This window comes from Streptomyces sp. WG7, from assembly GCF_049975785.1.
Taxonomy (GTDB): Bacteria; Actinomycetota; Actinomycetes; order Streptomycetales; family Streptomycetaceae; genus Streptomyces.
On record NZ_JBNGGE010000038.1, the window covers coordinates 23,206 to 36,486 of the forward strand.

Annotated in this window: 11 protein-coding genes and 1 pseudogene; 8 read left to right on the top strand and 4 right to left on the bottom strand. The window is 69.3% G+C overall.

Annotated elements, in window-relative coordinates:
- Positions 1–46: 46 nt before the first annotated feature.
- Positions 47–190 (bottom strand): hypothetical protein, encoded by a 144-nt coding sequence (locus ACP4J0_RS29060; RefSeq protein ID WP_426601692.1) that lies wholly within the window; start codon positions 188–190, stop codon positions 47–49.
- 233 nt (positions 191–423) lie between these two features.
- On the opposite strand from ACP4J0_RS29060, the gene ACP4J0_RS29065 reads away from it, so the two are divergent.
- Positions 424–879, top strand: a complete 456-nt coding sequence (locus ACP4J0_RS29065; RefSeq protein ID WP_426601693.1) for a TIGR02611 family protein — start codon at positions 424–426, stop codon at positions 877–879.
- Here ACP4J0_RS29065 and ACP4J0_RS29070 read toward each other — a convergent pair.
- Positions 869–1,195 (bottom strand): hypothetical protein, encoded by a 327-nt coding sequence (locus tag ACP4J0_RS29070; RefSeq protein WP_426601694.1) that lies wholly within the window; start codon positions 1,193–1,195, stop codon positions 869–871. The genes ACP4J0_RS29065 and ACP4J0_RS29070 overlap by 11 nt on opposite strands.
- Before the next feature lie 20 nt (positions 1,196–1,215).
- On the opposite strand from ACP4J0_RS29070, the pseudogene ACP4J0_RS29075 reads away from it, so the two are divergent.
- Positions 1,216–1,625 (top strand): annotated as a pseudogene (locus tag ACP4J0_RS29075) (helix-turn-helix domain-containing protein); the annotation flags it as partial.
- Between the two features lie 203 nt (positions 1,626–1,828).
- Here the strand turns inward: ACP4J0_RS29075 and ACP4J0_RS29080 are convergent.
- A complete protein-coding gene (locus tag ACP4J0_RS29080; protein ID WP_426601695.1) occupies positions 1,829–3,568 on the bottom strand; it encodes an ABC transporter ATP-binding protein in 1,740 nt (579 codons plus the stop codon).
- A 74-nt stretch (positions 3,569–3,642) separates the two neighbouring features.
- On the opposite strand from ACP4J0_RS29080, the gene ACP4J0_RS29085 reads away from it, so the two are divergent.
- The gene (locus tag ACP4J0_RS29085; protein ID WP_426601696.1) at positions 3,643–4,197 is read left to right on the top strand and encodes a TetR/AcrR family transcriptional regulator; all 555 of its coding nucleotides are present in this window, start codon (positions 3,643–3,645) and stop codon (positions 4,195–4,197) included.
- Positions 4,198–4,728: 531 nt separating this feature from the next.
- On the opposite strand, the gene rraA is transcribed toward ACP4J0_RS29085, so the two are convergent.
- Entirely contained in the window at positions 4,729–5,220 is a 492-nt protein-coding gene (gene rraA, locus ACP4J0_RS29090) for a ribonuclease E activity regulator RraA (protein ID WP_426601697.1), read from the bottom strand.
- A gap of 189 nt (positions 5,221–5,409) precedes the next feature.
- On the opposite strand from rraA, the gene ACP4J0_RS29095 reads away from it, so the two are divergent.
- The 5 genes from ACP4J0_RS29095 to ACP4J0_RS29115 all read left to right on the top strand — a co-directional run bounded on the left by ACP4J0_RS29095 (position 5,410) and on the right by ACP4J0_RS29115 (position 13,265).
- Positions 5,410–6,288: an FCD domain-containing protein gene (locus ACP4J0_RS29095; protein WP_426601698.1), complete on the top strand. Its 879-nt coding sequence runs from the start codon at positions 5,410–5,412 to the stop codon at positions 6,286–6,288.
- 141 nt (positions 6,289–6,429) lie between these two features.
- A complete protein-coding gene (gene acnA / locus ACP4J0_RS29100) occupies positions 6,430–9,081 on the top strand; it encodes an aconitate hydratase AcnA (protein WP_426601699.1) in 2,652 nt (883 codons plus the stop codon).
- 116 nt (positions 9,082–9,197) lie between these two features.
- Entirely contained in the window at positions 9,198–10,364 is a 1,167-nt protein-coding gene (locus ACP4J0_RS29105) for an extracellular solute-binding protein (RefSeq protein ID WP_426601700.1), read from the top strand.
- A 53-nt stretch (positions 10,365–10,417) separates the two neighbouring features.
- Entirely contained in the window at positions 10,418–12,187 is a 1,770-nt protein-coding gene (locus tag ACP4J0_RS29110; protein WP_426601701.1) for an ABC transporter permease, read from the top strand.
- Positions 12,180–13,265, top strand: a complete 1,086-nt coding sequence (locus tag ACP4J0_RS29115; RefSeq protein WP_426601702.1) for an ABC transporter ATP-binding protein — start codon at positions 12,180–12,182, stop codon at positions 13,263–13,265. The genes ACP4J0_RS29110 and ACP4J0_RS29115 overlap by 8 nt, the downstream gene beginning before the upstream one ends.
- Positions 13,266–13,281 lie beyond the last annotated feature (16 nt).

Below are 13,281 nucleotides of genomic sequence, written 5' to 3' on the forward strand. Positions count from 1 at the left end.
TCGATAAGCTCCCTCGTCGACGTCGCGCTGATGTCACGAACAGAAGTCAGACTTCGCCTTGTTCGCCGGAGCCAAGAGCCGTTCCACGAACCCCGCCAGTCATCGCACCGTTGGCTTCGAGAAACCGATCGAAACGGTTAAGGTCGTCCAGTTGGCCAATCTGTTGCTGCGCCAGGTCGACCGATTTCACGTCAGGAATGGCCGAGAAAGCCCGCCTGGCAGTAGCGGCCTCTCACTGGGCCCGCTGTGGGCCTTTCCGGTCTTGGGATGAATTCTCGGGTCGACCTCCGGCTAATGTGGTCGATCATGAATGTCCACCACCGCATGCACCTTGCGGTGCTTCAATCCGTTCGTTTTCACGTGTGTCCCTTTGGGTCATACCTCCATTCCGGTCAAGGTCTCGGTTCCGATAGGTTGGGCTTTATGAACGCGGAGAATGATAAGCAGAATAAGGTCGCCGTGACGGTGACCGCTGATTCCGCTGCGGGGGACGAGCGGGCGACGGAGCGGAAACTGGGCTCGCGGGCCCCCGAGTTCATCCGGAAGTCAAGGTTCCTCCGCCTGGGCTGGCAGGTCGGAATCTTCGTCGTTGGTCTCGCCGTAATCGGGGCTGGCGTCGCGATGCTGGTGCTGCCCGGCCCGGGCTGGCTGGTGATCTTCGGTGGCATGGCCATCTGGGCGACCGAATTCGCCTGGGCACAGATCGTCCTACGCTGGACCCGGCGTAAGGTCACCGAAGCCGCCCAGCGCGCACTCGACCCTAAGGTACGGCGGCGCAATATCATTCTCACCACGGCGGGGCTCGTGATCATCACAGCGCTGGCAGGAATGTACCTCTGGAAGTTCGGCATAGTTGTACCGTGGAAAATCAAGCAATGAGGGCGGGGCCGTCGTGGTGTTCCTTCACCCGGCTACGGTCCGCCTCTGTGATCCCGTCGTCGGCCCAGGCGAACGCACGGCCCTTCGCCCAGGGGACGAACTCGGGCGTCTTCCAGAAGACACCGCCTCTGGGTCCGGGCCGCAGCGAGGGCCAGGGGATGAAGGGCAGTTCGGGCAGTCCCAGGACTGGCGCGATGAAGGTGTTGGCTTCTTCCTCCCACGTTGTCGCCCGCACCAGGCCGAAGGGAAGTGCGTCCAGCGCCGGGCCGTGACCCGGGTTGAGCCACACTCGCAACGGCTTCACGGGCTTGCGCATACGGGTTCAGCGGTCCGTCCCGGCCGTGGAGTCTGCCGCTGGAGGACCGTGTCCTGCTGGTGGCGGCTTATTGGCGAACCCAACTTGACGCTGCGCCGGCCCGCGCCGCTGTTCCGGAATCTCGAAGTCTGTGGCCGACCGCATCATCACCCGCCTCGGGCGCTGCTCGCGCTGCGGACACGCCGACGGTTCCGCGAGGGCACCGTGCTCATCGTGGACGGCACGTTGGTGCCCACGTGTGCCACACGGTGGCCGAGCGGTCGAAAAACTATCCACCAACCACCAGGTCGGCCTCGACGCCGATACAGGGCTGGTCGTCACCCGTGGGGAAGGGCTGGAAGATCCTCCGCGACCGCCACTTGAAGGGAGACGGTGTCATCACGCCGTGCTTCCCATAGCTCGCCCGCACAACCTCGCGCTCGCCGGATAGGCCGGCCCGCCCGAGGCTTCGACTGCGTCCGTAATCAGCGCCCAACGAGGTCGAGCGGACCGTCCCGTGGGGTCACCCGCTACGACACACGGGCCTACGACTTCCACGGCACCGTCGCGGCCGCAGCGAGCCGGTCCTGGTGCTGTCCCTGCTGTGCTGGGCGAGGCTTGGGCCTGCGCATGTCCGTGTCCGAATGGGTACTGCTATGCCGCCGGCGTCCCGTCGGCGATCCGCAGCGCCTCCACCAGGTCACGGTAGAGGGCGTCGCTCGCGAGCAGTTTCTCGTGGGTGCCCTGGGCTCGTATCCGCCCGTCCTCCATCACGACGATGGTGTCCGCGTCGATGACCGTGGACAGGCGGTGCGCGATTGTCACCACTGCGCCTTCCCGGGACCGGCCGCGGATGCAACCGTGCACCGCGGATTCGGTCAGGGCGTCGAGCTGGGCCGTGGCCTCGTCGAGGAGGAGCACGTCGGGCCGGCGCAGCAGCGCGCGGGCGAGCGCGATCCGCTGCCGTTCGCCGCCGGAGATCGTCGCCGACGACAGTTCGGTGTCGAGGCCATCGTCCAGTGTCGCGATCTTCTCCGTCAGGCGTACTTCTTTGATCACTCGGTGCAGCTCGTCGTCGGTCGCTTCCGGGCGAGAGATGAGCAGGTTGTCGCGGATGGTGCCGGGCACCACGGGGGTGTCCTGTTCGACGTAGGCGAGCCGGGACCGGATCGCGGCATGGCCGTGCTGCTCGTACGGGGCGCCGTCCAGCAGTATCTTTCCTCCCTGCGGTTCCAGGAAGCGCAGGAGCAGCGAGAAGATGGTGGTCTTGCCCGCGCCGGACGGGCCGACGACTGCGGTGTGTCCGCGCCGTGGTACGGACAGGTTCAGCTCCGACAAAGCGGGCTTGCGGTCGGGGCCGTACGTAGCAGTGACGCTCCGCATCTCCAGTACCGGGCCGGCTGTGGCGCGCGCGGGTGCCGTTGCATGCCGCTCGTTCGTCTCCACCTCGATGGCGTCCACCGCGCGGATCCGCTCGGCGGCGGCGATGCCGGACTGCAGAGAGGTGAGGTTCTGGGACAGCTCGGTGATCGGGTCCATCAGTCCGAAGGCGTACAGCAGGAAGGCGATCAGGCTGGAGACGTCCATATGGCCCTCGCCGACCCGCCATGCGCCGATGGCCAGGATGAGGATGATCGCGAGCTGGATACCGGTCCAGGCGATCGTCCATGCGGCGGCCTCGAGACGGACGGCCGTGATTCCGTGGCGGGCCGACTCCCGGGCGTCCTTCATGATCCGCTCGGCCTGCCGCTCCTCGGCGCCGTTCGCCTTGACCGTGCGGATCGCCCGCAGTGTGCCCTCCAGAGTGCCGCCGATCCGACCGACGTATTCCTGGGCCCGTTCCTGTGTCTTGGCGATCCTGGGCATCAGTACCGCGAACAGCACGATGACCACGGCAACAGCCGCGACCGTGGTGCCGAGCAGCACCAGGTCGAGCACGGCCATCAGGACGAGCGTGCCCACGAGCATCACCACGCCGTTGATGAGCCCGACCACGCTGGTGGAGGCGGTCTCGCGCAGGAGCACGGTGTCCGACACCGCCCGGGAGACCAGTTCGCCGGGCGGACGCTTGGTGATGCCGGGCACGGTGGCGCGGAAGAACCGCTGCACCATCGACTTCCGTGCCTGGAGCACCACCTTCTCGCCGAGGGTGCCGAGCAGGATCCATTCGACGCAGTGCAGCATCGCACCGACCAGCAGGAGCGCCAGCAGCGTGAGCACTGGGCCGCGCAGTGAGCCGTCGTCCCCGAGTGCGTCCAGGACTTGCTTGGTGACCATCGGCGTCGCCAGGCCCAGCGCCGACGCGGCCAGTGCCAGCAGCAGGCCGAGGCCGAGGGTCCGCCGGTGCGGGCGGACGAAGGACCAGAGGATTCGCAGACTCTCCCGAGCAACCATGTTCATTAGTGGAACATTGATGCTCCACCAGGGTCAAATATGTCTCATAACGGAACCGCGCTACGGTGTACTGCATGGGAACGGGAACAAGTAACCGCACCCGGCGCGCCATCCTCGAAGCCGCCGCCACCGTGCTGGCCAAGAACCCCAAAGCGTCGCTGGGTGATGTGGCCGCCGCCGCCGAGGTCGGGCGCACCACAGTGCACCGCTACTTCCCGGAGCGTTCCGACCTGATGCAGGCGCTCGGCACCGACGTACTGGAGAAGGTCGCGGCCGCCACCGACCGGGCCCATACCGAGGACGGCCCGGCGGCGGCCGCGCTGGAGCGGGTATGCCAGGAGTTCTTCGAGCTGGGCGAGGCCCTCACGCTGATGTTCGAAGAATCGCTGGCCGCGACCTGGCAGTGGGAGGGCTGGGAGGATGAGACAGAAACGTCCCGCGAGCTTGCCCGCCTCATCGACCGCGGCCATGCAGAAGGGGCCTTCGACACCGGCCTCGACCAGGACTGGATCATCCAGATCCTGTGGTCGCTGCTCTACGCGGCCTGGCAGCGCACCAGAGTGGGCGGCACCAAGCACGAGGCACTGACGCTGTGCCTGCGCACACTGCGCAAGACGGTCAGTCCGTAGAGGTAAACCGCGCCCGCAAGGCAGGGACCGGCCCATGGGTGACTGTCTGCGGGTGTCTGACGACAACGACCCATCCCCCGAAGGGGACTGACGGTCGGTGCGCTCGGGCCACGCGGCACCACCTCGATCGTGTTCGGTGCTCGTCGTGCTAGGCAGCCTTCTGCTGCACGGCGGCGGGTCGATGGCCATCGCGCGCCTACTGCGCGTCAAGCTGCGGCAGCGCACAGTCCTTGCTCCCGGCACCGAGCTCGCGGCGGAGACCACTCCCCACCACGCCTCTTCGAGCGCCGGCGAAGCGGTGGCGCCCGGAGCTGCCGGGGGCGCCGAGCCCGCAGCCGGGACGGCCGCTGGGCGGCGGCCGGGCCGCCCGTCGCCCAGCGGCCGACCCGCCCCGCGAGTGAGGCCGCCCGGTCGCCGCGCCTTCCCCTTGACGGGCACCTCCGCTCGCTGCCGGTCGGACCGCTGGTGCACAGGCCCGCGCCGGGCGAGCAGCGTGGTTTGCACCCGTCCGCCCGCCGACAAACCAGCCCTTCAGGAGACGTGATCGACCGGGAGCAGGACCACTCCGTCCTCGTCCGCATGCAGGATGTCGCCTACGGCGAACGAGACGCCACCGAAGCTGACGGGGACGTCCACCGCTCCGCGACCAGCCTTGCCTGCTCTGCGCGGACTGGTCCCCAGCGCCTGCACGCCGAACTGCATCGCGCAAAGTGAGGCGCTGTCGCGGACAGCACCGTGCACGACGACACCCGCCCATCCGTTGTCGCGGGCCCTGGTGGCCATCCGGTCGCCGAAGAGCGTGGTGACGAGGGATCCTCCGCCGTCGACGACCACGACTGCCCCGTCCCCGGGTGTGTGCAGCAGCTCGTGCAGCAGGGCGTTGTCCTCGCGGCAGGAAACGGTCCGCACCGGGCCGGCAAAGGAGCGTACGGCCCCGTAACCGGTGAACTGCGTGGAACAGACACGGAGCTCGTCGCCGTACTGGTCGGCGAGGTCGGCGGTGCGGACGGGAGTCGTGTGCATCGTCGGAAGCGCTGCCTCTCATTGAGCGTGCTGGGGCCGGAGGGCCGGATCGACACCCCACAGGAAACTTTGCATCAATGAGCCAATAGATACAATACTAGTTATGGATGAGCCCTCCCCAACCGCGCACGCCGGGGCCCAACTCATAGGATGGGGCGTCCCACGTCCCCGTCCGAAGAGCGCAGCCTGATGTCGCGGCCGAACCTGACCACCTCCACCGCTACCCGCCTGGTGGATCTCCTGCGCCGCAGCGGCCTGGAAGAGGGTGCGCACGTCACCGAGCAGTGGGCGGCGGACGAGCTGGATGTGTCCCGCACGCCTGCGCGCAAGGCGATGGCCTTCCTCGCCGAGGTAGGGATCCTCAGGCGTGAACCGAACCGCGGCTACTTCCTGAACCGCGCTGCCGCCACCCTGACCGGCACAGACCTGGCGGGAGCCACCGACCTGGAGGAGGAGGCGTACTTCCGGGTCGCCGACGACTACATCGGGGGCCGTTTCACCGGCCCGTTCACCGCGGCCGACATCGGCCGCGGTTACGGCCTGACGCCGCGCCAGGCCGACCGGGTGCTGGCGCGCATGGAGTCCGAGGACCTGGTGCGCCGCAAGACCGGCGGACGCGGCTGGGAGTTCCAGCAGGTGCTCTCGACGGTCGAGGCACACGACCAGAGCTATCGATTCCGCATGGTCATCGAGCCGAACGCCCTGTTGGAGCCCGGCTTCACGGTCGATCCGGAGGCCGCGGCCCTGCACCGCAAGCAGCAGGAGTCCCTGTTGCGCGGAGACATCCTGCTGCTCCCGCGGGCCGAGTTGTTCCGCGTCAACGCCTCGTTCCACGAGATGCTCGTGAGCTTTTCGGGCAATCAGTTCCTCCTGGACGCCGCCCGACGGCAGCACCGGCTGCGCCGCCTCATCGAGTACCGCCACCAGGTCGACCGCTCCCGCCTGGCCGGCCAGGCCCGCGAACACCTGCACCTGCTCGACCTCGTCGAGGACGGGAAACTGGAGGAGGCGGCCGCCTTCCTGCGCCGCCACCTGGACAAGGTCCGCATCATCAAGACGCAGGGCTGACCACCTCGCGCTCCGGACCCCGCCACTGCCGTCCGTGAAGTTTCCGCGTTCCAACTGTTGTATCAGTAAGCGGCTTAAGACAATATGGGCCGCGCCCGGAGCCATGCGCCCGTCGGCTCCTCCTGAACGACAGCAGGGACCATGAGTACAGACCCCACCGCCACCGCCACCGCCGTGCTGACCGTCGACGGCCACTCGTACCGGTACCAGCCACTGGACGGGCTGCTGCCTGCCGAGCGGCTCGCCGAGGTGCCGTACGCGGTCCGGGTGCTGCTGGAGAACGTCGCCCGCCGCTCCCCCGCCGCCCTCGACGACGTACTCGCCCGCGCCCGCTCAGGCCGCGGCGACTGCGAACTGCCGGTATACCCGAACCGGATCATGCTGCACGACACCACGTGTCTGCCCGCTCTCGCCGACTTCGCCGCCCTGCGCGACAGCGTCGCCGAACTCGGCGGCGACCCGGAACGGCTCCAGCCGGCCGTCCCGGTGGACCTGACCGTGGACCACTCGGTCATCGTCGAGGAGTACGGGCGCCCCGACGCCGTCGAGCGCAATCTGGCGATCGACTTCCGCCGCAACGGCGAGCGCTACCAGTTCGTGAAGTGGGCCGAGCACAGCCTGCGCGGCTTCCAGGTCGTACCGCCGGGCACCGGCATCATCCACCAGGTCAACATGGAGGTGCTGGCCCGCGTGGTCTGGCGCGAGGAGGCCTCCGAGGGCGGCCTGCCGTGGCTGCACCCGGACGTGCTGGTCGCCACCGACAGCCACACTCCGATGATCAATGCTCTGGGCGTCGTCGGCTGGGGCGTGGGGGGCTTGGAGGGGCAGGCCGCCATGTTGGGCGAGCCGGTCACCATTCCCTACCCGCGGGTGGTGGGCGTGCGGCTGACGGGACGGCTGCGGTCCGGTGTCGGCGCCACCGATCTGGCGCTCACCCTGACCGAGTTGCTGCGCGCCAAGGGCGTGGTGGACCGGTTCGTGGAGTTCTGCGGTCCCGGTGCGGCCACGCTCAAGTGGGCGGAGCGGGCCGCTGTCGCCAACATGGCACCCGAGTACGGGGCGACCTGCGTCTACTTCCCCTACGACGACGAGACCGCCGCCTACCTGCGGCTGACCGGCCGCGACGAGGCGCACGTGCGGCTGGTCGACGCGTACCTGACCACGCAAGGCCTCAAGCGCACCGAGGGCCTGCCCGAGCCGCGCTACGACGACGTCATCGACCTCGATCTGGCGACGGTGGAGCCGAGCCTGGCCGGCCCCGATCTGCCCCATCAGCGGCTTCCGCTGTCCGGGGTGCCCGCGTCCTTCCGGTCCACCACCGCCGGTCGGCCCACGGCCACGGCGGAGTTCGGAGAGCGGCTCCCCGAGGGTCCGGTCGCCATCGCGGCCATCACCAGCTGCACCAACACCGCCAATCCGACGCTGATCGTGCAGGCGGCGCTCCTCGCCGAGCGGGCACGGCGGGCCGGGCTCTCAGCGAAACCGTGGGTCAAGACGTCCCTGTCCCCCGGCTCACGGGTCGTCGAGGACTACCTGCGCGAGGCCGGGCTTCTGACCCCGCTGGCGGAGACCGGCTTCCACATCGTGGGCTTCGGCTGCATGACGTGCATCGGCAATTCGGGCCCGCTCCACCCCGGGCTGGAGCGACTCGCCGCCGACGCCCGCGTCGACCCGGTGGCCGTCCTGTCCGGCAACCGCAACTTCGCCGGCCGCGTCAACCCGCGCATCGCCCAGTCCTACCTTGCCTCGCCGCCGCTGGTCGTGGCGTACGCACTGGCCGGCTCGATCCTGCACGACTTCGAGCGCGACCCGCTCGGCACCGGCGCCGACGGCACGCCCGTGTTCCTGCAGGACTTGTGGCCCGCCGACGAGGAGGTCACCGCGCGCGTCGCCACCTCCGTACGGCCCGAGATGTTCCGGACCAACGCCACACGGCTGCGCGAGGGCACCGGGGCGTGGCGGGAGATCGAGGCGCCCGGCGGCGTCCGCTTCTCCTGGAGCCCGGCCTCCACCTACATCCGTCGGCCCCCGCACCTGACAGACCTGCCCGCCACACCGCCCGACCGGCTTCGTGTCGAGCGGGCCAGGGTGCTGATGGTGCTGGGCGACGACGTCACCACGGACCACATCTCACCGGCCGGCGCGATTCCGGCGCGCAGCTCCGCCGGGCGCTGGCTGGCCGACCGCGGTGTCGCCCGGCGGGACCTCAACCAGTACTCGACCCGTCGCAGCAACCACGAGGTCATGCTGCGCGGGGCGTTCAGCAACGCCGCCGTCCAGAACCAACTGCTCCGGTCGGTGGGCAACCTCACGGGTGGCCACGCGTACACCGCGGACCGCTCGGCCGTCCTGCCCGTCCACGAGGCGGCGGCGACCTACCGCGCCGCGGGCCATGACCTGGTCGTTGTCGCGGGCCGCAACTACGGTGCCGGGTCCAGCCGTGACTGGGCCGCCAAGGCGCAGGCGCTGTTGGGAGTGCGCGTGGTGATCGCCGAGTCGTACGAGCGCATCCACCGCAACAACCTGATCGGCATGGGTGTGCTGCCGATGGAGTTCGAGGACGGCGACAGTGCGTCGGCCCACGCCTTCACCGGAGAGGAGGACCTCACCTTCGATGGACTTGCCGATCTGCGCGTCGGCACGAATCCCATAACCCTGTCCGTCAACCGGCCCGACGCCTCCGGCACCACGGTCGCCTTGCGTCTGCGCCTCCAATCGCGCCAGGAGCTGGCCTACCTCCGGCACGGCGGCATCCTGCCGTATGTGGTGCGCCGCGCCGTCGCCGCTGCATAGCCGGACGGCACCGCTCTCGCCCTCCCCCACGCCCACGCCCACCGGCGTCCACCCGGCCCCGCCGGTCTCTCGAAGCAGCTGACAGTGCCGTCGCGTCCCCTACGAGAAGAGCCGCCATGTCCACGATTCCCTTGGTGCCCACTTCGGGCCCGGCATCCCGACCCACCCGCCGCCGCCTCCTGCGGGGCGCGGCGGCGGTCGGCAGTCTCGCCGCCCTGGGCGGCGCGCTCTCCGCCTGTACGGCCGATGAGGCGAATGCCGCCGCCCCGCGAACCCCCGCGTACTACCCCGACTCCTACGACAGGATCGTCGAAGCGTCCCGGCGGGAGCGGAAACTGCTGATCTACTCGAACACCTCGCAGACCAACTGGCAGCCGGTCTTCGACGCGTTCGCCCGGCGCTATCCCTGGCTGTCGGACATCCGCGCCACCAACCTCGGGGGCTCCGCCGTCTACGAGCGGTACTACAGCGAGTCCGCCGCCGGCACCTCCCCCGCCGACGTGCTGGCCAACAACGCGGGACCGCTGTGGGGCGACTACGCGACCCGGAACGCCGCCGCCGACTACCGCTCGCCGGAGAAGGACCATCTGCCGGACTGGGCCGAGTTGCTGCCCGGCGTATGGACCATGTCCACGGACCCGGTCGCCCTCATCTACAACCGCAAGACCCTCTCCCGGGACCAGTTCCCCGACGGCCTGCGGTCGCTGGCGGCGATCGTCGAGGCGCGGCCCTCCCGCTTCCGCGGCAAGATCGGCGTCTACGACCCGACCAACGCCTACGGTTACGCCAGCAACCAGGGCTACACCTCGAAGGTCGCGGGCGGCTGGGACACGTTTCGGCGGCTGCTGCCGTTCGCCCACGCCGACCATTCCTCCGGCACGCTCGTGGAGAAGGTCGTCTCCGGCGAGTACGACTTCTCCATCAATCTCAGCGGCGGCGTCGCCATCCCGGCCGCCGAGAACAGCGGCGATCTGATGGGCTGGAGCTACTACGCGGAGGGCACCGTCGTCATGCCGCGCGCGCTGTCCATCGTGAAGACCGCCCCTCACCCCAACGCGGCCCGCCTCTTCCTGGACTTCCTGATCTCCGCCGAAGGGCAGGCGGCGGTCGCCGAGGGCGGCCTGGTGCCGTACCGGCCGGACGTGCGCCAGGACGCCATGGACAGCCTCCAGGACATGCGGCGCAAGCTCGGCGCCGAGCGCGTCCACCTCTACCGGCCCGTGCGGGTGCCGGAGCGCGTGCAGGAGGCGTACGTCGCGCGCTGGCGGAAGGCAGGCGGCTGAGCCGCCCCGCCCGCCCGATGCCCCTGCCCCCACCCCGTTCGTACGGAGTCGCCATGGCCATCCAGACACCCCCGGCGCCACCCGCCCCGCCCCCCGCCCCACGCGCAGGTGAGCTGGGCACTCCCCAGTACCGGCGCCTCTTCGGCGCCGGACGTGAAGTCACCATCCACTGGCTGACGTTCCTCGTCACCGCCGTGCTCGTCCTCGCCCCCGTCGTACCGATCCTCTACCAGTCGGTCCGCAACCAGCCCCTGTATGCCGCAGGCGGCGCCTTCACCCTCTCGAACTACACGAAGCTGTTCAGTGAGGCGGGCTTCGGTTCGATCATCCTGGACACCCTGCTCTTCGCCGTCCTGACCACGGTGTTCGCGCTCGCCATCGCGGTGCCGATGGCGATCCTCCTGGAACGCACCCGCTTCCCCGCCGCCCGCCTGTTCGGCCAGATCCTGCGCTGGCCCATCTACATCTCGCCGCTCGTCCTGGCCTTCGGCTGGATCGTCGTCTACGGGCCGGCCGGCTTTCTGACCAGCGCGGTGCGCGAGGGCTTCGGCTGGGTCCCCTGGAACCTGTACTCGCTGACCGGCATGGCCTTCGTCGAAGCCGTCGCGCAGGTCCCCATCGCGTACCTGTTCTGCGCCAACGCCCTGGCCGCGTCCGACACCTCTCTGGAGAACGCGGCCCGCAGCGTCGGCGCGGGGCCCCTGCGCATCCTGCGCTCGGTCGTGGTGCCGATGCTGCGCCCGCCGATGCTCTACGCGGGCCTGCTGATCTTCGGAACGTCGATCGAGACCCTCTCCGTTCCGCTCATCCTGGGCGAGCCCGCCGGCATCACCCTCTTCTCCAACTTCCTCTACGAGCAGGGCATCGACTCGATCAACCCGGACTACGGGCTGCTGGGCGCGGCGTCCACCTTCATGCTGCTCAGCACGATCGCCCTGGTCGTGTTCCAGACGCGGCTGCTGGGGCACGCCCAGCGGTTCGTGTCGGTGCGCGGCAAGGCGACCCGCTCCGACCTGCTCGACATCGGCGCCTGGAAGTGGCTGGGCTTCGCCTTCGTCGGTCTGTACGTCGTGTTCGGCGCGCTGCTGCCGATGCTGGCGCTGATCCTGCGCGCGTTCACCTCGCTGCTCACCCCGCTGGTCAACCCGTTCGACCTGCTCACCCTGGACAACTTCCGTCTGATCTTCGACTACGCGCCCTACACCGAGTCGATCGTCAACAGCATCACCGTGGCCTTCGTGGGCGCGGTCGCCGTGACCCTGTTCGGCACGGTGGTGGTTCTCGTGGCCCGCCGCTCCGACTTCCGCTTCGCCCGTCTCCTGGAGACGACCGCCCAGTCACCGCACGCGGTCCCGGGCCTGATCGTCGGCATCGGCCTGTTCTGGGCCTTCACCTGGATACCCGGCGGCGACGCGGTGCGCGGCACGCTCTTCGCGCTGATCATCGCCTTCGGCATCCGGGCCCTCCCGTCCGCATACAGCGCGATCTCCCCGGCGACCATGCAACTCGGCGCCGAACTCGACAACGCCGCGCGCGTCGCCGGCGCCGACTGGTGGCGCACGGTCTCCCGGATCCTGATCCGCCTGCTGGTGCCCGCGATGCTCGCCTCGTTCCTGCTCATCTGGACCCAGATGATCCGCGAGTACGCCCCCGCCATGTTCCTCGCGGGGGCCGAGTCGCAGGTCATCGGCACCACCGCCATCGACCTGTGGACCCAGGGCGAGACCGGCTCGGTCGCCGCCCTCGCGACCCTCCAGATCGCCGTCACCGCCGTCGTCGCCGGCCTCGCCGGTCTCCTCCTGAAGGGGAAGAAACATGCCTGAGCTGGCCGTCGAGAACATCAAGAAGTCCTTCCACGGCACCGCCGTCCTGGAGGACGTCAACTTCACCGTCGCCGACGGGGAGTTCTTCACCCTGCTCGGCCCGTCGGGGTGCGGCAAGTCCACCACGCTGTCGTGCGTCGCGGGCCTGGAGACCCCCGACTCGGGCACCATCCGCGTCGGCGACCAGGTCTTCTTCGACGGCGTCCCGCGCCACACGGTGCCACCGGAAGGCCGCAACCTCGGCCTGGTCTTCCAGTCGTACGCGCTCTGGCCGCACATGACCATCGCCGACAACCTCGCCCTGCCGCTCAAGCTCCGCAAAATCCCCAAGGACGAGCAGCGGCGCCTCATCGACGACGCGCTCACCAAGGTCGACATGGCCCACCTGCGCGACCGCTACCCCCACCAGCTGTCCGGCGGGCAACAGCAGCGCGTCGCCCTCGCCCGCGGCATCGTCTACTCCCCCGGCGTCCTGCTCCTGGACGAACCACTGTCCAACCTCGACGCCAAGATGCGCGACCAAGCCCGCGTCTGGCTCAAGGACCTCCAGCGCGAGGTCGGCATCACCACCGTCTACGTCACCCACGACCAGGTCGAGGCCATGTCCCTGTCCGACCGCATCGCCGTGTTCATGCACGGCCGCCTCCAGCAGGTCGGCACCCCCACCGAGATATACGAGACCCCCGCCACCCCCGAGGTCGCCGGCTTCATCGGCCGCTGCAACCTCCTGGAGGGCCGCGTCGACTCCACCGAGGGCGGAACCGTACACGTCGCACTGGGCAAAACCGGCCAACGCCTGAAGGTGGCCGGCACCGGTACCACGGGAGCACCCGCGACCGTGGGCCTGCGCTCGGAGCGCATCACCCTCACCGACCGCGCGGACGCCCCGCACGACGGCACCGTCAACGTGCTCCGGGCGAGGATCGAACAGTGCTCCTACACCGGAGCCCGGTTCGAGTACGAGCTCAGCGTCGGTGACTTGCGCGTCCACGCAGAGAGCCCCGTCCGCCACACGGACGGCGAGATCAACCTGCTCATCCGCCCCGACGACTGCCTGCTCTACCCGGAAGCCGTTTGACCGACGGACCGCAGAC